Raw genomic sequence first — 22,790 nt, 5'->3', positions numbered from 1 at the left:
TACCCTGGGGACATGAGCCCCACTCCCCCTGTGCTGCCGTCCGTCGATCTCGCCGCGGGATTCACCGTCCGCAAGGCCATGCGCGACGACCTGCCGGCGCTGATCGAGCTGCTGCATGACGACATGCTGGGCCAGACGCGCGAACGGCACGACGACGGCGCCTACCTCCGGGGCTTCGAAGCGGTCGACGCCGATCCAGCACAGTTCCTCGCGGTCGTCGAGGATTCGAACGGCACCGTGGTCGGAATAATGCAGCTGAGCCTGATCCCGGGGATCTCCCGGGGCGGACGCCTCCGACTCAACATCGAAGGCGTCCGCATCTCCCGCTCGCTGCGCGGGCAGGGGGTGGGCTCGGCCATGATCGGCTGGGCGACGGAGTTCGGCCGCCTCAACGGCGCCGGACTCGTCCAGCTCACGACCGATGCCCGCAGAACGGACGCTCAGCGCTTCTATGCGCGTCTGGGGTTCGTGGCGAGCCACGTGGGCATGAAGCTCGAGCTGGACTGAGCCCCGGTTTCTAACCGGCGGCTCCCACCAGGAACTTCTTCAGCAGCGGGCCACTGGTGTCGGCGCCCAGTCCGCCGTCCTCCACGAACACGGCCACGGCGAGATCCCCGTGCGTCGCCACGATCCAGGCGTGCGTCTTCGGCGGGTTGTCGGCGCCGAATTCGGCAGTGCCGGTCTTCGCTCCCACAGGAGCTCCCGGGACATCCGCCAGGAACCCGGCATGCCCCGAGGTCACCACGGCGCGCATGAGATCTTTGAGCTTCACCGATTCGGCCGGCGTCACCGGGTTCTCGATCGGCGCCGCAGTCGCCGGCGTGGAGGGCGAACTGCTCGCCGTCGCACCGGGAGTGGCGGCAGCCTCCGGCGTCGTGAGCACCAGGTGCGGCGTCACCGGCGCGCCCTTGCCCACCGACCCCGCCATCACCGCAGCGGCGAGCGGCGAGAGCAGGACCTTGCCCTGCCCGATCATGGACGCGGCATGTTCCGTGCCCTCTGCCGACGAGGGCACAGAGCCCAGGTACCCGTCGAAGTTCAGACCATCAGACGGGACTCCGACACCCAGCGACTGCGCCGCGGCGCTCACCTGAGCCTGGGAGACCTTGTCCCTGGCATTGATGAAGGCCGTGTTGCACGAGTGCGCGAACGCCTCCCGCAACGGAATCGTCCCGACCTCCGACGCGGGATACAGCGGAGCGTTCTTGAACGTGCGGCCGTCCACGGAAGCGGTCGCGGTGCAGGACACCGTGCTGTCCGGGGTCATCCCGTTGCGGATCATCGCCAGCGAGTCCACGATCTTGAAAGTCGAGCCCGGAGCGTACTGGCCGATCATGGCGGTGTTGTAACCGTTGCTGCCGGGGCCGGACGCGGCAGCCAGCACCGCTCCATCCGACGGCCGGAGGGCCACGATCGCAGACGCGGGTGCGATGTCCTTGAGGGTGTCCTCCGCCAGCGTCTGAAGGCGGGGGTCGAGGGTCGTCTTGAGCGGAGTTCCCGCCTTGGCCTCCACCTGGAACAGGACACGGCCCTGCTCCTGTGAGGGGTCGCTCGGCGTCGTGCTCTCCGGCGCGGCGGCGGGCTGCGCGCGGACCACCACGCCCTCCTGTCCGCGCAACTGCGCGTCATAGCGGGCTTGCAGGCCACCGAGGCCGGTCACGTCCCCGGCCTTGAGCCGGCCTTTGGACTTCTCCACCTGCTCCGCGGTCGCCTCTCCGACAGTGCCGAGGACGGCACGGGCGAAACCGCGGCTCGGAGCCAGCGGCAGCGTTCCCGGGACGGTTCTGGCCCCGGGGATCTGCGCGAGTTTCTCCGGGGTGAGCGCCTTCGCTTCAGGGGAATCGGCACGCAGCGTGATCGCCGTGACGAAACCCTGGGGGCCGGCCGCCTTCACCTGCGCCGCGAACCCACCTGGATCCACATCGGCCAGACGGGCCACCTGCTCAGCCGCAGCGCCGGCGTCCTTGCCGTTCAGCCGCGACTTGTCGACGCCGAGATTCACCACCGGGCGGTTGGTGACCAGGACCTTCCCTCCCGCGCCCAGAATGTCCGCACGTGGTGCGGCCTGACCGGACGTCTCGAGGACCTCGCCGTCTTTCAGCTCCGGTGCGATCAGGGCCGGGCTCCACTGGGCCGCCCACTCACCGTTGCTCTTCTTCAGGCCGGCTTCGGTGGAATAACTCCAGTGCGCGCCGGACAGCGTCCAGTCGAAGGTGAGCTTCGCGGTCCCCTTCTCCCCGTCCACCGTGACGGAATCGACTTTCACCGCGGGCTTGTTGCCCGGCAGGCCCTTCACGATGGCCTTCAACTTCTTGTCCGCGTCGGCGCCGTCGATCCCGTCGAACCGGAGGGAGGCGACATTCAGGCCGGAGAGGCCTCCGGCCAGTTGCTGGGCGATGGACTCGGCGCCCTTCTTTCCGTCATCGCACGCCGACAGTGAACCGAGCAGGATGACGGAAGCGGCCAGGACACTGAGTGTTTTCGTTGATTTCCCCACGAGCGTCATTATGCCAAGCGCCACTGACATTCCTGGTCAAGTGGCGCTGCGCCCCGTCGCCCGCCGGTCTTGACAGGCCCTGGTATAATCCGGGCCGACGGCGGATAATGGAACCAGGTCATGGCACCCGCCACGTACCAGCAAGAACAAGAGAAAAGGGGAAAGGTCATGGGTTTTGTGGCATTCCTTATTCTGGGTCTCATCTGCGGTGCGATCGCGAAGATGATCATGCCCGGCGAGCACGGCGGAGGGTGGGTCTCCACCCTGATCCTCGGGGTCGTGGGCGCGCTTCTCGGCGGCTGGATCGGCGGCGTCGTCTTCAATGTCGGCCTCGCCGGATTCTGGAACCTCCAGACGTGGATCCTGGCCATCGTCGGATCGGCGATCGTCCTCTTCGTCTTCGGGCTCTTCAGCCACAGCGGCCGCGGCGCCGGACATCGCACCAGTCACTGATTCGGCCACACCACGAGGCCGGGGCACGGGAGGCCCCGGCCTTACGCCTGTCCATCGGGACCACCGCGCCCACCTAGACTGGAGGGGCTATGCAGTGTGACTACTTTGACGCCGGGACGTGCCGCTCCTGTACGGAGATGGGTGTGCCGTACCCCACCCAGGTGGAGCGGAAGGAACAGCATCTGCGCCGGCAGCTCAGTGCCTTCACCGGCATCGACTGGCTGCCCTCCTTCGCCGCGGCGGAATCCGGCTTCCGGAACAAGGCCAAGATGGTGGTCTCCGGCGATCCCGGAGCACCCACCCTGGGCATCCTCGACACCGACGGTCTCGGTGTGGACCTCCGCGCCTGCGGACTGTGTTCCCGCGGCCTGACCTCCGCCTTCCCTGTCCTGGCCGACTTCATCAGCGCCACGGGTCTCACCCCCTACGATGTCCCGCGGCGCCAGGGAGAGCTGAAGTACCTCCTTCTCACGGAATCACCCGACGGCGAACTCATGGTCCGGTTCGTGCTCCGCAGCACCCGGCAGCTCGCTCAGTTGCGGGACGCCCTGCCGCGGCTTCAGGCGGCGCTGCCGGCCGCCGTCGTCGTGTCCGCCAACATCCACCCGGAACACAAGGCGACCCTGGAAGGTGACGAGGAGATCATCCTCACCGCTCAGGAGTCGTTGCCCATGCGGCTGGATGCCCTGACACTCCACCTGCGCACGCGCAGCTTCTTCCAGACCAACACCGCCGTGGCCCGCGAGCTGTACCGGCAGGGCACGGCCTGGGTGGATGAGGTCGGCCCGTCAACGCTGTGGGACCTCTACTGCGGCGTCGGCGGTTTCGCCCTGCACGCCGCGCGGCCCGGCCGGGACGTCACCGGCATCGAGGTCAGTGCCGAGGCTGTCGCCAGCGCCCGTCTGAGCGCGGCGGAGGCCGACCTTCCCGGCACGGAGTTTCTGGCAGCGGATGCGACCTCATTCGTCCGGGACGCGAACGCACTTCCGGAGATGGTGATCGTCAATCCGCCCCGGCGCGGACTCGGCGCGGAGCTCGCCTCCCTGCTGGAGGAATCCGGCGTGCGGCACGTCCTCTATTCCAGCTGCAATGCGGTGAGCCTGGCCAAGGACCTCGCCCGGATGCCCGGCCTCTCCCCCGTCAAAGCCCGGCTCATGGACATGTTCCCCCAGAGTCACCACTACGAGACCATGGTGCTGCTCGAACGCCGCGCAGCCTGATACGCCCCGACACCGGAAGACGCCGATGAACTCCCCCAGCAAATCCATCCTGACCGCAGCGATCGTCCTGGACATCGTGCTGATCCTCGTGTTCGCAGGAATCGGTCGCGACGCCCACCACCGCGATCAAGGAGTTCTGGGAGTGTTCGTCACCGCCTGGCCGTTCCTGGCCGGCGCGCTGATCGGCTGGCTCGCCGGCCGCGTCTGGCGCGCGCCGCTCCGTCTGTGGCCCGCGGGCGTCTCCGTCTGGCTGGGCGCCCTCGTCGGCGGCATGGTGCTGCGCGCTCTCACCGGTCAGGTGGTGGTGGTCCCGTTCATCATCGTGGCCACCCTGTTCCTGGCCCTGGTCCTCCTCGGCTGGCGTGCCGTCTGGCTCCTGGCGGTGCGCGTGGGTTCAAAGCGCCGGGCCCTGTAATAGAGTTCCCCTAGAGCAAGCACCGGTACGTGACACCAGGAAGGCCCACCGTGATCACCGCATTCGTCCACATCAAGACGGACACCTCCTCCATCCCGGAATCCGCACAGCAGATCGCGGCCATCGAGGGCATCTCCGAGGTCTACTCGGTCACCGGCGACTGGGATCTGATCGCCATCGCGAAGGTCGGCAAGCACGAGGACCTGGCGGACGTCATCGCCGACCGCCTCTCCAAGGTTCCCGCCGTCGTCCACACGACGACCCACATCGCCTTCCGCTCCTACTCCAAGGAGGACCTCGATGAGGCTTTCTCCATGGGGTTCGACGGCTGAGCCGGTTCCACCGCGCAAGACTTACGCGCAAGACCTAACAGAGAGGGCTCCCGGATGATCCGGGAGCCCTCTTCTCGTCTGCGTCGCCCGTGCCACTGACTCGTGATCGCCACGGGCGCATCCGCTCAGCGCCGGCTGGCCTGCACCCAGCGATCCAGCACGTCGGCGGCCGCACCGGAGTCGATCGACTCCTCGGCCACCAGCTGGGCGTTCCTCAGCCGCTCCTTGAGCGGGGCGTCGTGGCCGGCATCGGCCGCGACAAGACCTGCGGCGGCGTTCAGCACGACGGCGTCCCGCACCGGCCCCTTCTCCCCCGCCAGGAAACGTCGCACCAGGTCGGCGTTGCTGTCCGCGTCAGATCCCTTGAGAGCCTCGACCGGCACCAGATCCACGCCGAAATCCCGAGGGTCAAGTCGATGAACCTCGATCCCACCGTCCCGGACCTCCCAGACGGTCGACAGGCCCGAGGTGGTGATCTTGTCGCGGCCGTCGTCACCGCGGAACACCAGCGCGCGGGTGCCACGCCGCGCGAGCACGCCTGCCATCAGGGGCGCCATCCGCTCGTTCGCCACGCCGAGGGCCTGTGCGGTCACGCCCGCCGGATTGGTCAGCGGTCCGAGGACATTGAAGGCCGTCGGGATGCCGAGGTCGCGGCGCACCCCACCGGCATGCCGGAAGGAGGGGTGGAAGACCTGGGCGAAGCAGAGGGTGATCCCGACCTCGGTGGCGATCTCGGCGACCCGCTGCGCCGGAAGGTCGAGTCGGACCCCGAGCGCTTCGATCACGTCGGCGGACCCGGCCTTGGTCGAAGCGCCCCGGTTGCCGTGCTTCACCACGGTGCGCCCGGCGCCCACGACCACCAGAGAGGACATGGTGGAGATGTTCACGGTGTCCAGTCCGTCTCCACCCGTGCCGACGATGTCCAGGGTCTCCCCGGGAACGGCGATGCGCTCGGCGCGGGCGAGCATGGTGCCGGCGAGGCCGTCGATCTCCTCCACGGTCTCACCCTTGGCCCGCAGACCCACCAGGAATCCGGCGAGCTGCGCAGGGTTCGCCGCGCCGTCCATGACCTCCGCCATGGCCCAGGCCGTGGCTTCGGACGGCAGATCTTCACCGCGGACGAGCGCGCTGATCAGGAGCGGCCAGGTCCAGGGAACTCGCGGGGTCTGAACGTCGTTACTCACGTGTAGATCCTATCGACGCAACGCCGTCGGACCCGCAATGTGAACTGCAGCACCTCTCCTGGTGCGGAAAACCACGGTAGTTTTCGCACCTCTGTAGAAAAAGTGGGCCGAAACGGCGCTTTGCGTTGGGCACCGCGCCGTTTTGCAGACATAATGTCTATGTGACCACAGCGACTCATGCCCCCAGTACCCCGGCGCATCCCACGCTGAACAGGCCAAACATGGTTTCCGTTGGGACCGTGGTGTGGCTGTCCAGCGAGCTGATGTTCTTCGCCGGCCTTTTTGCCATGTACTTCACCCTGCGCTCCACCTCCGGTGAGCTCTGGGCCGAAGAGACTGCGAAGCTGAACTTCCCCTTCGCCCTGGTGAACACCATTGTTCTGGTGCTCTCCTCCTTCACCTGCCAGATGGGTGTCTTCGCCGCAGAGCGTCTGCAGCCCCGCCGCACCGGCGGCGTCTTCCAGTTCACCCGCTGGGGGATGAACGAATGGTTCATCCTGACGTTCCTCATGGGTGCCTTCTTCGTGGCCGGTCAGGCCACCGAGTACGCGATGCTGACCAGCGAGCACGTGACCCTGAACGCCAACGCCTACGGCTCGGCGTTCTACATGACCACGGGCTTCCACGGCCTGCACGTCATCGGCGGCCTCATCGCGTTCCTGTTCATCCTCGGGCGTTCGTACGCGGCCAAGAAGTTCGGCCACTTCGAAGCGACATCGGCGATCGTGACCTCTTACTACTGGCACTTCGTCGACGTCGTGTGGATCGGCCTCTTCCTGGTCATCTACGTCCTGAAGTGACCGGTGCCTTGAGCACGGAACACGGCAAAGAAAACAACGCACCTGCCTGGCTGGCAAGTGCACGATCGATCAAAGGAACCACCAAGTGAAGGCACTCTCCCTGAAGCGACGTCATCCGCTCGCGGCAATCGCCTTGCTGTTGTTGGGTCTGCTCTTCACCGGTGGCCTCTACGCGGCGGCTTCCACGGCCAACCAGGCCAAGGCCGAGACCCAGAGCTACAGCGCCAGCGATGCCGCTGAAGGCAAGAAGCTGTTCGTGGCCAACTGCTCCACCTGTCACGGGATGGGCGCGGCCGGCACCAAGGACGGTCCGTCCCTGGTCGGCGTCGGCGCCGCCGCCGTCGACTTCCAGGTCGGCACCGGCCGTATGCCCATGCAGCTGAACGGCCCGCAGGCGCAGATCAAGCCGAAGCAGTTCAACGAGGACCAGACCCGCCAGCTGGCCGCCTACGTGGCGTCCCTGGCTCCGGGCCCGAGCGTTCCGGACGCACACATCCTGGATGAGAAGGGTGACGCCGCCAAGGGTGGCGAGCTCTTCCGCGTCAACTGCGCCATGTGCCACAACGCCGCCGCCGCCGGTGGTGCGCTGACCCGGGGCAAGTTCGCCCCGAGCCTGCACGGTGTTGAAAGCAAGCACATCTACGAGGCCATGGTCACCGGCCCGCAGAACATGCCTGTCTTCAGTGACGCGAACATCTCCCCCGAGGGCAAGCGTGACATCATCACCTTCCTGAAGACCATCGAGAACAACCCGTCCCCGGGTGGCGCCGACCTCGGCGCACTGGGTCCGGTCTCCGAAGGCCTCTTCGTGTGGACTGCAGGTCTGGCCGTGATCATCGGCTTCACCATCTGGCTGACCTCGCGCAGCAGCTGACCGACAGCGCGGGCGCAAACTTTGCCGCTGTCACGACAGCGGCGCTGAAATTGAAGATCTTCGGCAACAGCCGAACTCAGAGAGGGAAAAAGGGGAACCATGGGCAACCATAGTGACGGCAGCTCGACAGGCTCGGGCACCGTAGCTACGGCTGGTCAGAACGATGAGGGAGCATTCCAGGATCCTGGAATTCCTCCTCACCGTCCTCGACTCGCCGACAAAAACCCCAAGGCCGCCAAGCGGGCGGAGCGGCAGGTAGCCATCCTGTTCATCGTGTCCGTGATCGGCACCTTGGTCTTCCTGGTGGCGTACTTCGCCATCGACCTGACCAACAAGTCCACGACTCGTGACATCAGCCTGCAGAACATGCTGCTCGGCCTTGGCACCGCGTTCGCAATGCTTGGCATCGGCACGGGCATCGTGCACTGGGCGAAGACCCTGATGCCCGATCACGAAGTCTCCGAGGAGCGGCACGAGCTGCGGTCCGAGGACGACCGCGTGGCAGCCGTGGCCATCGCGGACACGATCATCGAGGAATCCGGCATCAAGCGCCGCCCCCTCATCCGGAACACCCTCCTGGGTGCGGTCGCGCTGGCTCCCCTGCCCGCGCTGGCCGTCTTCGGAGATCTGGGACCGCGTCCGGACGACAAGCTCGCACACACCATGTGGGCTCCCAAGGACGGCAAGCTCAAGCGCCTCACCCGTGACCCCGATGGCACCCCCATCAAGGCGTCGGATGTCACCATCGGCTCCGCGTTCCACGTGATCCCTGAGGGCTTGAACGAGCTGGAGCACGGCAAGCTGAACGAGAAGGCCAAGGCCGTCGTTCTGCTGATGCGTCTGAACCCGGACGAGCTTCACCCCTCCCCCGGGCGTGAGAACTGGGCCTACAACGGCATCGTCGCCTACTCCAAGATCTGCACGCACGTCGGTTGCCCGGTTGCTCTGTACGAGCAGCAGACGCACCACCTGCTCTGCCCGTGTCACCAGTCGACCTTCGACCTGACGCACGAGTGCGAGGTCATCTTCGGCCCGGCCAGCCGTCCGCTGCCGCAGCTGCCGATCGCCGTCGACGAAGAGGGCTACCTGGTCGCCACGAGCGATTTCCATGAACCTGTCGGACCGAGTTACTGGGAGCGTGACGAGCATGAGCGCCGCCTCAACAGCTGAGCAATCCACCTATCAGGCGGAGACCAAGTTCGGCCGCTTCACTGACTTCGTCGATCAGCGTGTCGGTGGTTCCGGCATCCTGAAGGAGTTCGGCCGCAAGGTCTTCCCGGACCACTGGTCCTTCATGTTTGGCGAGGTGGCGCTGTACTCCTTCGTCATCCTGCTGATGTCGGGAACGTTCCTGACGTTCTTCTTCGACCCGTCCATGGCGGAGACCCACTATCAGGGCAGCTACTCGCCGCTCTACAACGTGGAGATGTCGGTCGCTTACAACTCCTCGCTGAACATCTCGTTCGAGGTGCGTGGCGGTCTGTTCATGCGTCAGGTCCACCACTGGGCAGCACTGCTCTTCGTGGCCTCCGTGTCGGTGCACATGCTCCGCGTGTTCTTCACCGGCGCATTCCGCAAGCCCCGTGAGCTCAACTGGGTGGTGGGCGGTGTCCTGCTGATCCTGGCCATGGCCGCCGGCTTCACCGGTTACTCGCTCCCTGATGACCTGCTCTCCGGCAACGGCCTGCGCATCATCGATGGCGTCATCAAGTCGATCCCCGTGATCGGCACCTGGATCTCCTTCTTCCTCTTCGGCGGAGAGTTCCCCGGCACCGCGATCATCGGCCGCCTGTACGTGCTCCACATCCTGCTGGTTCCGGCACTCATCCTTCTGATGGTCGCCATCCACCTGTTCATGGTCGTGGTCCACAAGCACACGCAGTACCCCGGCCCGGGCCGCAACGACCGCAACGTGGTCGGCTACCCCCTCGGCCCGGTCTACGCCGCGAAGGCCGGTGGATTCTTCTTCATCGTCTTCGGCGTGATCGCGCTGATGGCCGGTTTCTTCACGATCAACCCGATCTGGAACTACGGTCCGTATGACCCCTCCCCCGTGTCCGCAGGCACCCAGCCTGACTGGTACATCGGCTGGGTGGATGGCGCTCTGCGTCTGATGCCCGGTGTCATCGGAGCGATCGGCAGCTACCGTCAGCACTTCGAGTTCATCATCTTCGATCACACGCTGACCCTGAACGTGCTGCTGCCTGCCCTCGTGCCCGCGGGCATCGTGTTCACCGTCCTGTTCACCTACCCGTGGATCGAGCGCTGGATCACCAAGGACAACCGCGAGCACCACGTGCTGGACCGTCCGCGCAACGCACCGACCCGCACCGCCATCGGCGTAGCAGGCATCGTGTTCTACTGCGTCATGTGGGCGGCCGCCAGCTCCGACCTCATCGCCACCCACTTCAAGGTGTCGCTGAACGACGTGACCTACTGGCTCCGTGCGCTGTTCTTCATCGGCCCGATCATCGGCTTCTTCGTGGCCAAGCGTGTGGCCCTGGCGCTGCAGCGCAAGGACCGCGAAATCGCCCTGCACGGTCGCGAGACCGGCCGCATCGTGCGCCTGCCGCACGGTGAGTTCATCGAGGTCCACGAGCCGCTGAACGACTACAAGCGCTACCGCCTGGTGGCCTTCGAGTCCCCGAAGCCGCTCCCGGCACAGCCGAACGCGCAGGGTGTGGTGGACAGCAAGGAACGCCGCCGTGCGAAGTTCTCGAAGTGGTTCTTCGAAGACCGCGTCGCACCTGTGACTCCGGCCGAGCTCGAGGCCGCTCACGGTCACGGGCACCACGCCGAGGTCGAGTCCGGCGAGGACACCAAGAGCCTGAGCCACTGATTCAGCGGCACACAGCCGAAAAGGCCCCCTTCCAGGAAACTGGAGGGGGGCCTTTTCGTTGTCGTGGTCTTTTCGGTGTGCTGCCTCATCAATGTGCGGGCCACTTCGTTGCCCCGGCGGTGCACTGAGGTTTGGTTGTCCTGGCGTTTCGTTGCCCCGGCGCTTCCGCCGGCATGCTGTCAAACGCCCTGGGGCGCCGCTCAGGGACGCGGCGGTGGTGCGGCCCGGTAGTTGCGGGGTGACTTCTTGCCCTGCCTCTGGAGGGGCACCCTGAGCGAGTAGCGGTCGGCGCGGTAGTAGGACACGGAATAGTCCACCACCGTGTCCGCCACATAGGCGTGCCGCTGGATCTTGAGCAGAGGTGAGCCGATGTCCACTTTGAGGAGCGTGGCCACGGACGGGCTTGCCGCCGTCGCTTCCACGATGTCCTCCCCCCATTCCATCACCAGGCCGTAATTCTGCTCCAGTTCCCCGTAGAGCGAGACGGGAGCCTTCCCCGCCGTGATTCCCGGCGCCCGGGAGGAGACGATGAAGTTCTCGTCCACGCTCATCGGTTCATTGTCCGCGAGCAGCAGACGCCTGAAGCGGACCACGGCGGTCCCCTCCGGCACCTCGAGTTCCCGCGCCAGATGAGCGTTGGAGTGGATCTCCTCGAAGCTGAGGACGCGCGACGTCGGCACCATGCCGCGCCGCTGCATCTCCTCGCTGTACGAGGTCAGTTTGAGCTGCAGGTCCATCTTCGGCCGATGGACGAAGGTCCCCACCCCCACCATGCGGTCGACCACGTTGTCGCGTGCGAGGGAATCCAGCGCCTGACGGACGGTCATGCGCGCCAGACCGAAACGTTCGCACAGGGCGCGCTCAGAGGGCAGCTCCGTGCCCGGCTGGCACTTGGTGTCGATGAAGACCAGCAGGAGCGATTTGAGCTGCTCATAGAGCGGCACAGGGCTTTCCCTGTCGATCTCTCCACTGATGGCCGACGCGCTGGGGGGCATGCTCTTCTCCGCAATGAAAAGTGGATGGTGGACAACTACTATTCTTGTTCAGATAGCTGTACCGGTCTAATGAACATTCGAGGAGTCCCTGTGCCCGTTGTCCGTGCCCGAATCGCTGCCGCCATCGGCCTGCACGCGCGCCCGGCCGCCCAGTTCGTCCGCGCCGTCGCCGAGACGCTGCTGCCGGTCACCATCACCCAGCAGGGACAGGAACCGGTGGATGCACGTTCGCTCCTGGAAGTCATGACCGCGGACTTCACGCAGGGCACTGAAGTCGTCCTCGGACTCGACGACGAGCGTTACGGCACGCCCGAGGCCCTGGCGATCCTGGAGAGCCTCCGGGACCTCCTCGAGTCCCAGGAGTAGGCGGCGGCCGCGCGGCGCCTGGGAGGCTGTCACCGCTCCCCCAAGAGCATGGAAATACCTGGATAGACGAAAACGACGGCGGCGGCCTCCCGAAGGAGGCCGCCGCCGTCGTCGTTGCTGCAGTCAGTCGGCGTGAGCCGGCCGGTCAGTGAGCGTGGTCACCGCGGCTGTACTCGAACACCCAGCCGACCAGGGCCACGACCGCGAGGCCGGCTGCGATGAACAGGATCCACCAGCCGACGGCCAGGCCGAGGAAACCACCGGCGCAGGCCAGGCCGAGGACCAGCGGCCACCAGCTCCAGGGACTGAAGTGCCCCTGCTCGCCGGCGCCCTCGTGGATCTCAGCGTCTTCGCGGTCCTCGGGACGCATACCGACGCGCTTGCCGGTGAAGCCGAGGTAGAAGCCGATCATGCCGGCCAGGCCGCCCACCAGGAGGATGCCCAGAACACCGACCCACTCGGTCCAGTTGGTCAGGAAACCGTAGACGATGGAGACCGGGACGAAGAAGAAGACGCCGGTTCCGAAGAGCCAGGACTCGATTTTCACTTGGCCACTTCCTTCGAGACTGCGGAGATGTGCGCGGGGGCCAGCTCCGGGTGGTGCAGGTCGAGCGCGGGACGCTCGGACCGGATGCGCGGGATGGACGTGAAGTTGTGACGCGGCGGCGGGCAGGACGTGGCCCACTCGAGCGAAGCGCCGAAGCCCCACGGGTCATCCACGGTGACCTTCTTGTCACTGCGCCAGGTGATGTACACGTTCCAGAAGAACGGGATCAGCGAGGCGCCGAGCACGAAGGAGGAGATGGTGGAGAACTGGTTCATCGCGGTGAAGCCGTCCTGCGGCATGTAGTCCGCGTAACGACGCGGCATGCCGAGCACACCCAGCCAGTGCTGGATCAGGAAGGTGCCGTGGAAGCCCAGGAACAGGAGCCAGAAGTGGATCTTGCCCAGACGCTCGTTGAGCATCTTGCCGGTCCACTTCGGCCACCAGAAGTAGAAGCCCGCGAACATCGCGAACACCACGGTGCCGAACACCACGTAGTGGAAGTGGGCCACCACGAAGTAGCTGTCCGAGAGGTGGAAGTCCAGCGGCGGCGAGGCCAGGATGATGCCGGTCAGACCACCGAAGAGGAAGGTGACCATGAAGCCGAGGCTCCACAGCATGGGGGTCTCGAAGGTGATGGAACCACCCCAGAGCGTACCGATCCAGTTGAAGAACTTCACACCGGTCGGAACCGCGATCAGCATCGTCATGAAGGAGAAGAACGGCAGCAGCACGGAGCCGGTCACGTACATGTGGTGAGCCCACACGGTGACGGACAGGGCGGCGATGGAGATGGTCGCGTAGACCAGACCCTTGTAACCGAAGATCGGCTTGCGGCTGAACACCGGGAAGATCTCGGAGACGATGCCGAAGAACGGCAGGGCGATGATGTACACCTCGGGGTGACCGAAGAACCAGAACAGGTGCTGCCAGAGCACTGCTCCGCCGTTCTCCGGATCGAAGATGTGAGCGCCGAAGCGGCGGTCGGCGCCCAGGCCGAACAGGGCGGCGGCCAGCGGCGGGAAGGCCATCAGGACCAGGATCGCGGTGATCAGCGTGTTCCAGGTGAAGATCGGCATGCGCCACATGGTCATGCCCGGGGCACGCATGCAGATGATGGTCGTGATGAAGTTCACGGCGCCGAGGATCGTGCCGAAGCCGGAGAGACCCAGGCCGAAGACCCAGAGGTCACCACCCACACCCGGGGAGAACGTGGTGTTGGAGAGCGGCGCGTAGGCGAACCAGCCGAAGGAGGCGGCACCCTGCGGGGTGATGAAGCCGGAGACGGCGATCGTGGAGCCGAACAGGAAGAACCAGAAGGCCAGGGCGTTCAGACGCGGGAAGGCCACGTCGGGAGCGCCGATCTGCAGCGGCATGATGACGTTGGCGAAGCCCGCGAACAGCGGGGTGGCGAACATCAGGAGCATGACCGTGCCGTGCATGGTGAACAGCTGGTTGTACTGCTCCTTGGTCTGCAGGATCTGCATACCGGGTTCAAACAGCTCCGCACGGATGAGGAGCGCCATGACGCCGCCCAGGCAGAAGAAGATGAAGGAGGCGATCAGGTACATGTAGCCGATCGTCTTGTGGTCGGTGGACGTGATCCAGTTGACCACGATCCGGCCCTTGGATTTCGGCACGACCGGTGCCTCCAGGACCCCAGAGGGTTGAGTGTAGGTAGCCACGAGACGTCCCTTACTTCTTTTCGTTCAGATTGGGGTTGCGGTCGTACTTGGAGCCAAGCTCGCCCGTGTTGCCCTGCTTGCGGAGTTCATCCATGTGAGCCTGGAACTCGGTCTCGGAGACGACCTTCACGCGGAAGAGCATCTCGGAGTGGTACTCACCACAGAGTTCAGCGCACTTACCGTCGTAAGTGCCTTCCTTGGTGGGGGTGAAGTTCAGGTAGTTCGTCTTGCCGGGGATCATGTCGCGCTTCTGCAGGAAGGCGGGAACCCAGAAGGAGTGGATGACGTCACGGGAGTTCAGTTCCAGCTCGACGCTCTTGTTGACCGGGAGGTACAGCGTGGGGAGCTTGTCCTTGTCCACTTCCTGGCCGGTGAGGTGCGCCTGAACGCCGCCTTCGTAGACGGGCTGCTGAATGACGTTGCCCTGCTTGTAGTTGAAGTCCCAGGCCCACTGCTTGCCACGGACATCCACCACGACGTCGGCCGGCTTCGACCGGTCATCGATCGCCTGCTGGTCACGGTCGGTGAAGTAGAAGAACACCAGGACCATGAAGAGCGGGATGGTCAAGTAGAAGACCTCGAGCGGCAAGTTGTAGCTCAGCTGCTTGGGGAATCCCGTGGTGCCCTTGCGGCGCCGGTAGGCGATGATGCACCAGATGATCAAGCCCCAGGTCACAAACCCAACGGCAATGGCGGCAATCCACGAGTTCACCCAGAGGTCAATGATCCGGCCAGTGTGATTGGTGACGTCCTTCTCCGACGGCAACCACCCCCTGGCTACCTCCGATGAACATCCGGTCAATGCCAACGCACCGGCCACGGCGACGCCGGTGATCGCCGTGATCTTACCGCGTCGGCTGCCGGTTCGGTTCTGCGAACTCACAGACGGCCCTTCCTCTTTGTTTCAGCATGTGGCACCGTTTTTTGGCACCACTGCGTGGAGTTTTACTACCCGATGTAGAGCTTACCGCGATGGGCCGCGTTTTGCTCACACAACAGCCGTGTGCCCCGCACATTCTTGAGAAGTGCGGGGCACACGGCTGTTGAGATCGGGAGACTTCCTAGTGGAACGAGTCACCACAGGCGCAGGAACCGCCGGCATTCGGGTTGTCGATGGTGAAACCCTGCTTGGAGATGGTGTCCTCGAAGTCGATGGAGGCGCCGTTCAGGTACGGCACGCTCATCTTGTCCACCACGACCTCCACGCCGTCGAAGTCACGGACGGCGTCGCCGTCGAGCAGACGCTCATCGAAGTAGAGCTGGTAGATGAGGCCCGAGCAGCCGCCCGGCTGAACGGCCACGCGCAGACGGAGGTCCGTGCGGCCTTCCTGCTCCAGGAGGCTGCGGACCTTGCCAGCGGCTACGTCGCTGAGCTGGACCTCGTGGGTGGGAAGCTCGTCGTCCGTGGTGACAGCGACATTCTCGCTGGTGCTGGTGCTCATGGATCTCTCCTCTTTCACTTTTCCCAAGGCCTGTCATGACCCCAGGAGACTGCTGGCTCTCCTACTATGCTACGGCGGAACACGGCGCAGCCTTAATAGGAGTCAACGCGGAAGCGGCCCGCGTTCTTCCCGGACGTCACGGATTCAGCCGTTGAGGTCCGCCAGGAGCAGTGCTTCGGCCAGGATGGCCTTGCGGAACTCCTCGAGATGCAGGGATTCGTTGGCGCTGTGCGCCCGCGAATCGGGGTCCTCGACGCCGGTCACCAGGATCTGTGCCTGAGGGTAGACCTCGACGAGCTCCGCGATGAACGGGATCGATCCGCCGATGCCGGTGCCCACCGAACCGGTCCCCCACGCCTCGGCCAGGGCGGCCATCATGGCGGTGGCGGCCGGGGACTTCATGTCGACGGCGAACGGGTTGCCCATCTCACCCGGCGTGAAGGTCACCTGGGCGCCGAACGGCGCGTGCGCCTTCACGTGCTCCTCCATCGCCTTCATGGCGGAGCGCGGGTCCTGCCCGGGGGCGATGCGCAGGCTGAACTTCGCCCGCGCGGTCGGAAGCAGCGTGTTGCTGGCGACCTCGATGCTCGGCGCGTCGATCCCGATGATCGACAGAGCCGGCTTGGTCCAGATGCGGGAGGTCAGGCTCCCCTCCCCCGCGAGCTGAACACCGGGCAGCACCGAGGCGTCGGCGCGGAAGTCCTCTTCGGGCATGTCGACGTCGGCGTTGTCTTCGGCGACCAGTCCAGCGATCGCGACATTGCCCCGCTCGTCGTGGAAGGTGCTGATGAGCCGGGCCAGGAGCGTCGGAGCGTCCAGCACGGGCCCGCCGAACATGCCGGAGTGCACGGCGTGGTCCAGCACGCGGACCTCGACCACCCCGTCGACCAGGCCGCGGAGGCTCGTGGTCAGGGCTGGGATGCCGACCTTCCAGTTGCTGGAGTCGGCCACGATGATGACGTCTGCCTCGAGCTCGGCCTGGTGCTCCTCCAGGAAGGTGCGGAAGGTCGGCGAACCGGCTTCCTCCTCGCCCTCGATGAACAGGGTGACACCGAGGCCGAGTTCCTCACCGAGGACCTTCGCCACGGCGGCGCTGGCGGAGAGGTGCACCATGATGCCCGCCTTGTCATCCGCGGCGCCGCGGCCGTAGAGCCGGCCGTCGCGTTCGACCGCCACGAACGGCTCGGACTCCCAGAGTGCCGGATCCCCCGGCGGCTGCACGTCGTGGTGGGCGTACAGCAGCACGGTCGGCTTGCCGTCCGCGGCGGCGCGGCGGGCGACGACGGCGGGGCCGCCCGGGGTCCCGTCCTCCTTGAGCGCGCGGTGCACGGCGACCTCCGGGAAACCGGCGGCCGTGGCGAGGGCTGCGACGGCCTCGGCACTGCGGTCCAGCTGGGCGGCGTCGAAGCTCGCCCAGGCGATACCCGGGATGGCGACGAGTTCCTTCAGAGTCGCCACGGTGGAGGCGAAGGATTCATCGATGGCGGCGCGCAGGGCCGCGCTGTGGCGGCCCGTTGCGGGCAGGCTGTTTTCCTCGTGAGAAGTCATGCTGAAAGCCTACCGAAGCAGCGTGCAGGTCCAGCGACCGGCACCGAGTATCCTTGTGGGGTGTTTGGACGTAAGAAGGATGAGCCCCTGCCCGCCGAGCCGGAGACCGCTTCCGATGCTCCTGTGATCGGAAAGGGTGCCCCGACCCCGAAGCGGAAGGACCAGGTCGCGGCCCGCAAGCGCCCGCTGGTCCCCGAGGACCGCAAGGCCTCGAAGCAGGCCGAGCGACTCGCCGTCGCCGAGCAGCGCGCCAAGGTCCGCAGCGCGATGGACACCGGCGATGAGCGGTTCCTACCGGTCCGCGACAAGGGTCCGCAGAAGCGTTTCGCCCGTGACTTCGTGGACTCCCGCTTCAGCGCCGGTGAATTCCTCATGTTCGGCGCCCTGATCTTCGTGGTCGCGTCGCTCGTGATCCCGCAGCGCAGCGACTCGCAGTTCATCGTCCTCGGCGCGTTCTGGGTGATGTTCCTGATCGTCTTCGTGGACACCTTCCTCCTCAGCCGCCGGCTGAAGAAGGCTCTCACGGCCAAGTTCGGCTCCGTCGAGCGCGGCACCGTCTGGTACGGGTGCATGCGGGCCCTGCAGTTCCGCAAGCTGCGTCTTCCCAAGCCCCAGGTCACCCGCGGTCAGCGTCCCAGCTGATCCTGGCGGCCGTCGAGCCGCCTCCTCCTTCCACAGACAAGGGCCCCGGCCGTGATTTTCACGGCCGGGGCCCTTGCGGCATCCAGGGTCTAGCGGTCTACCGGCGGAGCTTCGCGAGGCCCTTATTGATGTGGCCTGCCCAGAACGGACCCTCGTAGAGGAAGGCCGTATAGCCCTGCACCAGGTTCGCGCCGGCGTCGAGGCGTTCCTGGACATCGGCGGCGGTCTCGACGCCTCCGACGGAGATGATGACCATCTCCGCGGGAACCTGAGCGCGCAGGCGGCGCAGGACATCCAGGGACCGGGCCTTCAAAGGCGCCCCGGACAGACCGCCGGCGCCGCACGACTCGACCTTGGCGGCCGGCGCGGTCAGCCCTTCACGGCCGATGGTGGTGTTGGTGGCGATGATCCCGTCGAGGCCGAGGTCGATCGCCAGACGTGCGACGTCGTCCAGATCCTCATCGCTGAGGTCGGGGGCGATCTTGACCAGCAGCGGCACATGACGGCCCGCGCTCCGGTCAGCCTCGGCGCCCACGGCCTCCAGCAGAGGACGGAGCGAGTCCACGTTCTGCAGCAGGCGGAGTCCGGGCGTGTTCGGGGAGCTGACGTTCACCACCAGGTAGTCGGCGTGCGGCGCCAGAGCGCGGGTGCTGACGAGGTAGTCCTCGACGGCGTGCTCGAGCTCCACGAGCTTCGTCTTGCCGATGTTCACGCCGATCACGGGGCGCACGCCCGGGTGCCGGCGGCTGAGGGCCGCACGCGCGGCGGCGATGCGCGGCGCGACGTGCTCGGCGCCGTCGTTGTTGAAGCCCATCCGGTTGATCACCGCGCGGTCCTCCACGAGGCGGAACAGGCGGGGCTTCTCATTGCCCGGCTGGGCCGCGCCGGTGATGGTGCCGGCCTCGATGTGGCCGAAGCCCATGGCGGCCAGCGCCTCGATGGCCAGACCTTCCTTGTCGAATCCCGCGGCGAGACCGAACGGGGACGGGAAGTCGATGCCGAACACCGTGGTCCGCAGCGACGGGTCGGGTCCGTTGAGCCGGTGAAGGAGCCCGGCGGCTCCGGCCTTGTTGAAGAACCGGATGGCCTGGTAACCGATCCGATGAGCCTTCTCTGGATCCATCCAGGAGAAGGCAACACGGAAGACGGTGGGATAGATGCGCATGGCTCCATTTTTTCCGTTCAGGCCGGTCCGCACAAATGAGCCCACGTCATGGGCCCGGGCTTAGGATGAAAGCGCGGACACACGAGGCGCTGAGGAGGGGACATGGAGTGGCAGCCGGACATCCTCGGTCCGTCCTTCGAGTCCTTGGAGCTGCACACCATCCGGAACGGTTCCCAGCAGACCGCCACGCTGATCCGTCACCTCGGAACCATGCCGGACACGGACCGGGAGCCGCGCGGTACGGTGCTGTTCCTGCACGGCTGGAGCGATTACTTCTTCAACAGGGAACTGGCGGAATTCTTCGCGGGCCAGGGCTTCCTCTTTTACGCCCTGGACCTCCACAACCACGGCCGCAGCCTCCGCCCCGAGCTGCCCGGAGGCTACGTGGCGGACCTGGAGCACTATGACCAGGACATCCTCGCCGCTCTCGACTCCTGCGAGAAGGCTCCGGGAAGGCCTCTTCTCCTCATGGGTCATTCGACGGGCGGTCTGGTGGCCAGCCTGTGGGCCGCGCGCCATCCCGAGCGCGTGGACGGCTTGATCCTCAACAGCCCCTGGCTGGAGATGCACGGCAGCCCGGCGGTCCGTCACGCGGCACGGTCGCTGCTGGCGCCGCTCTCCCGGATGCGCCCGAAGACCGTCCTGCGGCTTCCGGAACGGGGATTCTACTGGCGCAGCATCAGCTCGGAGGCGGAGGGTGAATGGGAGCTCGATGACCGGTACCGCCCGCCTCTGGCCTTCCCGGTGCGAGCAGGCTGGCTCAGCGCGATCCTGAGCGGCCAGAGCAAGGTGGCCCGGGGCCTGAGGCTCTCCCTGCCCATCGTCGTCCTCATGTCCACGTCCAGCTCGAACGGTCCGCTCTGGCGGGAGGACATGCGTCGCAGTGACGCCGTCCTCGACGTCAACACCATGGCCGTCCGCGCCCTCGAACTCGGCACGTCGGTCACGGTCGAGAGGGTCGACGGCGCGCTGCATGATGTGTTCCTCTCCCCCGCCGCCGTGCGGGAGGAAGCCTACGATCGACTCAGACGCTGGCTGAGGACCTTCTGACAGCGCCAACCCCGAAAGGACTCACCCGATGACGCGTTCCCCTCTGCCGGTCCACACGTGGCAGCAGGACGTGCTGTTCAATGACTTCGAACAGTGCCTCCTGCCACTGGAGCCGGACGACGAGGGGGCGGTGTCCGCGACGCTGGTCCGCCGGAAGCCGAAGCGGGAGCTGTCCTCCGCGGCGCGGGAACACGACTGGCCATCATGGCTGGCTGCAGTCCGGCAGCGCCGCGAACACCGCCACGATCACGAGGACCACAATGTGGTCCTGTATCTCCACGGCTGGGCCGACTACTTCCTCCAGACCGAACTCGCCGACTACTTCGAAGACCACGGGGCGAGTTTCTATGCGCTGGATCTGCGCAAGTTCGGCCGCAGCCTCCACGAGTACCAGACCGCCGGCTACACGGACGATCTGGAGGTCTATGACGAGGAGATCGGGGCGGCACTGGCGGTCATCAAGGACGAAGCAGCGGTGCGGGGTGTGCCGGAGGAACGCCTGCGGGTGCACTTGATGGGACATTCCCTCGGCGGGCTGGTGGCCGCGCTCTGGGCGGACCGCCACCCGGGCCGCCTGGCGAGCGTGATCCTGAACTCGCCCTGGCTGGAACTGCAGGGCAGCACCCTGGTCCGCAGCATCGCCACTCAATTGGTGGAGCCTTTCGCGCGGGCCGACCCGAAACACGCGTTCCCGCTTCCGGAGATGCCCGCCTATTGGAAGAGCGTCAGTGACAAGGCGTACGGAGAATGGCACATCGTCTCCGCCTGGCGCCCCCGGGAGTCCTTCCCCATCCGGGCCGGATGGATCCGTGCCGTCATGAACGGCCATTCCCGGGTGCAGCGCGGCCTTGACATCGACGCGCCGGTCCTGATCATGCTGAGCGAGCGGAGCAAGATCCAGACGGGCTACACGGACGAACTGAAGACCCTCGACGCCGTGATCGACGTCCAGGAGACCGCCAAGCGAGCGCTGGGGATCAGCCGCCGGGTCGCCGTGTTCCGCTACCGCGGCGCCATCCACGACATCTTCATGTCCTCACGCCACGTCCGCGAACAGGCCTACAAGGAATCGATGGACTGGCTCGTTCAGACGGCTGCGGAATCCACGGCCGCGCCGTAGCGCCGGTCACGGCGGGCGTAGGTCTCCACGGCCTGATACAGCGTGGTGCGGTCCACGTCCGGCCACAGTTCCTCGAGGAAGACGAACTCGGCGTAGGCGGACTGCCAGGGCAGGAAGTTCGAGAGGCGCTGCTCCCCTGAGGACCGCATGAAGAGATCGACGTCCGGCAGGTCCGGCTGGTACAGATACCGCTGAACGGTCTTCTCGGAGATCTTGCCGGGCTTGAGCCGCCCGGCCGCCACCTCCTCCGCCATGCGGTTGAAGCCGTCCACCAGTTCCGCCCGGCCGCCGTAATTGATGCACATGGTCAGCACGCAGCGCGTGTTGGCACGGGTGAGCTTCTCGGCTTCCTCCAGCTCGCGGATCACGGAACCCCAGAGCCGTGGACGGCGGCCCGACCAGCGCACCTGCACGCCCCAGCGGTTCAGCTGATCGCGCTGGCGGCGTAGTACGTCCTTGTTAAATCCCATCAGGAAGCGCACCTCTTCGGGCGAGCGCTTCCAGTTCTCCGTCGAGAACGCATAGACCGTCACGTACTTCACGCCCAGCTCGATGGCGCCCGCGACGACGTCGAGCAGCGCCGGCTCGCCGGCCTTGTGTCCTTCGATCCGTGGAAGTCCCCTGAGGTTGGCCCAGCGCCCGTTGCCATCCATGACGATCGCGACATGTTCGGGGACGAGCTCCGCAGGAATCCTCGGCGGTGTGGCACCGCTCGGGTGCGGGTAAGGGAACTCGTAGCCCTGCTGGGCGGAATCAGAGAAGGACACGTGTGTTAATTCCTCAGTTCAGGATGAACGGTCGACATGCTGCAAGGACTTCACCCTGCGTTCCAGGTGCCATTGTAGATACGCGGACACGAGCCCGGCGGCCTCGGCCCTCGCTCGGTCCGGCGACTCCCCCGCGGTCTCCCAGTCACCGCTCAGCAGTGCGGCGAGCAAGGTGATGGTCTCCGGCGCCGGAGCCGGCGATCCCGGAGGACGGCAGTCGGCGCAGACCATCCCTCCCAGCGCGGCGTTGAACGCCGTGTGGGGGCCAGGAGCATCGCAACGGGCGCACGAGGTGAAGCTCGGAGCCCAGCCGCCGGTGGAGAGGGCCCGCAGGAGATAGGAATCGAGGATGAGGCCGGGCGCGTAGGCGCCGCGGCTGAGCGCCGCCAGCGCCCCCACCAGCAGGAGGTACTGGGCCGTGCCCGAGTCGCCGTCGACGTCGGTCAGCTTCTCCGCCGTCTCCACCATGGCTGCCGCCACCGTATACCGCGAGTAGTCGGAGGCGATCGCATGTCCGTAGGAGCCCTTGCTCTGGGCCTGGGTCACCACTTCAAGACTTCGGCCGGGCACCAGCTGCAGGTCGGCCACCATGAAAGGCTCCAGGCGAGAGCCGAAACGGCTGCTCGTCCGGCGGACCCCACGGGCCACCGCCCGGATCTGACCGTGGTGCTTGGTCAGCAGGGTCAGGATCCGGTCCGCCTCGCCCAGCTTATGGGTGCGCAGCACGACGGCGTCGTCGCGGTATGCGCGTGATGTGAAGCTCGCCTCTGCCACGGTTCCATTCTCCCACTTCCGGACACCGAAAGGCCCCGGCGGCGCTCCGGGAGTCGGAGCGCCGCCGGGGCCGGCGGA

Annotated in this window: 24 protein-coding genes; 13 read left to right on the top strand and 11 right to left on the bottom strand. The window is 66.2% G+C overall.

Translation table 11 applies throughout. The features are described from left to right. Positions 1–12 precede the first annotated feature (12 nt). Positions 13–507: a GNAT family N-acetyltransferase gene (locus QFZ52_RS06925; protein WP_307496887.1), complete on the top strand. Its 495-nt coding sequence runs from the start codon at positions 13–15 to the stop codon at positions 505–507. A gap of 10 nt (positions 508–517) precedes the next feature. On the opposite strand, the gene QFZ52_RS06920 is transcribed toward QFZ52_RS06925, so the two are convergent. Beyond that, a complete protein-coding gene (locus QFZ52_RS06920) occupies positions 518–2,506 on the bottom strand; it encodes a penicillin-binding transpeptidase domain-containing protein (RefSeq protein WP_307498682.1) in 1,989 nt (662 codons plus the stop codon). Positions 2,507–2,665: 159 nt separating this feature from the next. Here QFZ52_RS06920 and QFZ52_RS06915 point away from each other — a divergent pair, with 159 nt between their 5' ends. From QFZ52_RS06915 to QFZ52_RS06900, 4 genes are all read left to right on the top strand, one after another. After that, positions 2,666–2,950 carry a GlsB/YeaQ/YmgE family stress response membrane protein gene (locus tag QFZ52_RS06915; protein WP_307496885.1) on the top strand — a complete coding sequence of 95 codons (285 nt, stop codon included), beginning with the start codon at positions 2,666–2,668 and terminating at the stop codon, positions 2,948–2,950. An 89-nt stretch (positions 2,951–3,039) separates the two neighbouring features. Further along, positions 3,040–4,170 carry a 23S rRNA (uracil(747)-C(5))-methyltransferase RlmC gene (rlmC, locus tag QFZ52_RS06910; RefSeq protein ID WP_307496884.1) on the top strand — a complete coding sequence of 377 codons (1,131 nt, stop codon included), beginning with the start codon at positions 3,040–3,042 and terminating at the stop codon, positions 4,168–4,170. Between the two features lie 25 nt (positions 4,171–4,195). After that, positions 4,196–4,585 carry a DUF3054 domain-containing protein gene (locus QFZ52_RS06905; protein WP_307496883.1) on the top strand — a complete coding sequence of 130 codons (390 nt, stop codon included), beginning with the start codon at positions 4,196–4,198 and terminating at the stop codon, positions 4,583–4,585. Between the two features lie 50 nt (positions 4,586–4,635). Continuing rightward, on the top strand, positions 4,636–4,917 hold the full coding sequence (locus tag QFZ52_RS06900; protein ID WP_278269045.1) for an Lrp/AsnC family transcriptional regulator: 282 nt from the start codon (positions 4,636–4,638) through the stop codon (positions 4,915–4,917). Between the two features lie 125 nt (positions 4,918–5,042). Here QFZ52_RS06900 and trpD read toward each other — a convergent pair whose 3' ends face one another. Continuing rightward, positions 5,043–6,101 (bottom strand): anthranilate phosphoribosyltransferase, encoded by a 1,059-nt coding sequence (trpD, locus tag QFZ52_RS06895; protein WP_307496881.1) that lies wholly within the window; start codon positions 6,099–6,101, stop codon positions 5,043–5,045. A gap of 161 nt (positions 6,102–6,262) precedes the next feature. On the opposite strand from trpD, the gene ctaE reads away from it, so the two are divergent. From ctaE to qcrB, 4 genes are all read left to right on the top strand, one after another. Beyond that, entirely contained in the window at positions 6,263–6,901 is a 639-nt protein-coding gene (ctaE, locus tag QFZ52_RS06890; RefSeq protein WP_444861215.1) for an aa3-type cytochrome oxidase subunit III, read from the top strand. Positions 6,902–6,986: 85 nt separating this feature from the next. Beyond that, positions 6,987–7,775, top strand: coding sequence for a cytochrome bc1 complex diheme cytochrome c subunit (qcrC, locus tag QFZ52_RS06885; RefSeq protein ID WP_307496880.1), 789 nt, complete (start codon positions 6,987–6,989; stop codon positions 7,773–7,775). Positions 7,776–7,874: 99 nt separating this feature from the next. Further along, a complete protein-coding gene (gene qcrA / locus QFZ52_RS06880; RefSeq protein WP_278269038.1) occupies positions 7,875–8,945 on the top strand; it encodes a cytochrome bc1 complex Rieske iron-sulfur subunit in 1,071 nt (356 codons plus the stop codon). Continuing rightward, a complete protein-coding gene (qcrB, locus tag QFZ52_RS06875) occupies positions 8,923–10,614 on the top strand; it encodes a cytochrome bc1 complex cytochrome b subunit (RefSeq protein WP_307496879.1) in 1,692 nt (563 codons plus the stop codon). Before qcrA ends, qcrB begins: the two co-directional genes overlap by 23 nt. A 200-nt stretch (positions 10,615–10,814) precedes the next feature. Here qcrB and QFZ52_RS06870 read toward each other — a convergent pair whose 3' ends face one another. Then, on the bottom strand, positions 10,815–11,609 hold the full coding sequence (locus QFZ52_RS06870) for a GntR family transcriptional regulator (protein ID WP_307496878.1): 795 nt from the start codon (positions 11,607–11,609) through the stop codon (positions 10,815–10,817). A 90-nt stretch (positions 11,610–11,699) separates the two neighbouring features. Between QFZ52_RS06870 and QFZ52_RS06865 the strand changes: the two genes are divergently transcribed. After that, complete coding sequence (locus QFZ52_RS06865; protein ID WP_307496877.1) at positions 11,700–11,975, top strand: HPr family phosphocarrier protein; 276 nt, start codon at positions 11,700–11,702, stop codon at positions 11,973–11,975. Positions 11,976–12,120: 145 nt separating this feature from the next. On the opposite strand, the gene QFZ52_RS06860 is transcribed toward QFZ52_RS06865, so the two are convergent. The 5 genes from QFZ52_RS06860 to QFZ52_RS06840 form a co-directional block, all read right to left on the bottom strand. After that, positions 12,121–12,522, bottom strand: a complete 402-nt coding sequence (locus QFZ52_RS06860; RefSeq protein ID WP_066212551.1) for a cytochrome c oxidase subunit 4 — start codon at positions 12,520–12,522, stop codon at positions 12,121–12,123. After that, positions 12,519–14,204, bottom strand: coding sequence for an aa3-type cytochrome oxidase subunit I (ctaD, locus tag QFZ52_RS06855; protein ID WP_307496876.1), 1,686 nt, complete (start codon positions 14,202–14,204; stop codon positions 12,519–12,521). The genes QFZ52_RS06860 and ctaD overlap by 4 nt, the downstream gene beginning before the upstream one ends. Before the next feature lie 10 nt (positions 14,205–14,214). Beyond that, positions 14,215–15,087, bottom strand: a complete 873-nt coding sequence (ctaC, locus tag QFZ52_RS06850; RefSeq protein ID WP_278269034.1) for an aa3-type cytochrome oxidase subunit II — start codon at positions 15,085–15,087, stop codon at positions 14,215–14,217. A 178-nt stretch (positions 15,088–15,265) separates the two neighbouring features. Then, positions 15,266–15,646: a HesB/IscA family protein gene (locus QFZ52_RS06845; RefSeq protein WP_066212558.1), complete on the bottom strand. Its 381-nt coding sequence runs from the start codon at positions 15,644–15,646 to the stop codon at positions 15,266–15,268. Between the two features lie 144 nt (positions 15,647–15,790). Beyond that, positions 15,791–17,194 (bottom strand): dipeptidase, encoded by a 1,404-nt coding sequence (locus tag QFZ52_RS06840; protein WP_307496875.1) that lies wholly within the window; start codon positions 17,192–17,194, stop codon positions 15,791–15,793. Positions 17,195–17,254: 60 nt separating this feature from the next. Between QFZ52_RS06840 and QFZ52_RS06835 the strand changes: the two genes are divergently transcribed. Continuing rightward, positions 17,255–17,836, top strand: coding sequence for a DUF3043 domain-containing protein (locus QFZ52_RS06835; protein ID WP_373425634.1), 582 nt, complete (start codon positions 17,255–17,257; stop codon positions 17,834–17,836). Between the two features lie 97 nt (positions 17,837–17,933). Here the strand turns inward: QFZ52_RS06835 and QFZ52_RS06830 are convergent, their stop codons facing one another. Next, a complete protein-coding gene (locus tag QFZ52_RS06830) occupies positions 17,934–19,001 on the bottom strand; it encodes a quinone-dependent dihydroorotate dehydrogenase (protein ID WP_144628608.1) in 1,068 nt (355 codons plus the stop codon). Positions 19,002–19,103: 102 nt separating this feature from the next. Between QFZ52_RS06830 and QFZ52_RS06825 the strand changes: the two genes are divergently transcribed. Next, entirely contained in the window at positions 19,104–20,051 is a 948-nt protein-coding gene (locus QFZ52_RS06825) for an alpha/beta hydrolase (RefSeq protein ID WP_307496873.1), read from the top strand. A 28-nt stretch (positions 20,052–20,079) separates the two neighbouring features. Beyond that, positions 20,080–21,171 (top strand): alpha/beta hydrolase, encoded by a 1,092-nt coding sequence (locus QFZ52_RS06820; protein WP_307496872.1) that lies wholly within the window; start codon positions 20,080–20,082, stop codon positions 21,169–21,171. On the opposite strand, the gene QFZ52_RS06815 is transcribed toward QFZ52_RS06820, so the two are convergent. Both QFZ52_RS06815 and recO read right to left on the bottom strand, forming a co-directional pair. Beyond that, positions 21,138–21,938, bottom strand: coding sequence for an isoprenyl transferase (locus QFZ52_RS06815; protein ID WP_307496871.1), 801 nt, complete (start codon positions 21,936–21,938; stop codon positions 21,138–21,140). The genes QFZ52_RS06820 and QFZ52_RS06815 overlap by 34 nt on opposite strands. An 18-nt stretch (positions 21,939–21,956) precedes the next feature. Then, positions 21,957–22,712 (bottom strand): DNA repair protein RecO, encoded by a 756-nt coding sequence (gene recO / locus QFZ52_RS06810; protein WP_307496869.1) that lies wholly within the window; start codon positions 22,710–22,712, stop codon positions 21,957–21,959. Positions 22,713–22,790 lie beyond the last annotated feature (78 nt).

The sequence above is a fragment of the Arthrobacter woluwensis genome (assembly GCF_030816155.1).
GTDB classification, from domain to species: Bacteria; Actinomycetota; Actinomycetes; order Actinomycetales; family Micrococcaceae; genus Arthrobacter_E; species Arthrobacter_E woluwensis_A.
Note: the sequence above shows the minus strand (reverse complement) of the source record. Positions and strands in the feature narration are given on the sequence as shown.

Excerpts from the sequence above, each read along its gene's own strand:
- QFZ52_RS06830 (WP_144628608.1), bottom strand. The coding sequence starts at position 19,001 with ATGCGCATCTATCCCACCGTCTTCCGTGTTGCCTTCTCCTGGATGGAT.
- qcrB (WP_307496879.1), top strand. The coding sequence starts at position 8,923 with ATGAGCGCCGCCTCAACAGCTGAGCAATCCACCTATCAGGCGGAGACC.
- QFZ52_RS06840 (WP_307496875.1), bottom strand. The coding sequence starts at position 17,194 with ATGACTTCTCACGAGGAAAACAGCCTGCCCGCAACGGGCCGCCACAGC.
- QFZ52_RS06845 (WP_066212558.1), bottom strand. The coding sequence starts at position 15,646 with ATGAGCACCAGCACCAGCGAGAATGTCGCTGTCACCACGGACGACGAG.
- QFZ52_RS06870 (WP_307496878.1), bottom strand. The coding sequence starts at position 11,609 with ATGCCCCCCAGCGCGTCGGCCATCAGTGGAGAGATCGACAGGGAAAGC.
- QFZ52_RS06825 (WP_307496873.1), top strand. The coding sequence starts at position 19,104 with ATGGAGTGGCAGCCGGACATCCTCGGTCCGTCCTTCGAGTCCTTGGAG.
- QFZ52_RS06915 (WP_307496885.1), top strand. The coding sequence starts at position 2,666 with ATGGGTTTTGTGGCATTCCTTATTCTGGGTCTCATCTGCGGTGCGATC.
- QFZ52_RS06925 (WP_307496887.1), top strand. The coding sequence starts at position 13 with ATGAGCCCCACTCCCCCTGTGCTGCCGTCCGTCGATCTCGCCGCGGGA.
- QFZ52_RS06920 (WP_307498682.1), bottom strand. The coding sequence starts at position 2,506 with ATGACGCTCGTGGGGAAATCAACGAAAACACTCAGTGTCCTGGCCGCT.
- rlmC (WP_307496884.1), top strand. The coding sequence starts at position 3,040 with ATGCAGTGTGACTACTTTGACGCCGGGACGTGCCGCTCCTGTACGGAG.
- QFZ52_RS06905 (WP_307496883.1), top strand. The coding sequence starts at position 4,196 with ATGAACTCCCCCAGCAAATCCATCCTGACCGCAGCGATCGTCCTGGAC.
- qcrA (WP_278269038.1), top strand. The coding sequence starts at position 7,875 with ATGGGCAACCATAGTGACGGCAGCTCGACAGGCTCGGGCACCGTAGCT.
- QFZ52_RS06820 (WP_307496872.1), top strand. The coding sequence starts at position 20,080 with ATGACGCGTTCCCCTCTGCCGGTCCACACGTGGCAGCAGGACGTGCTG.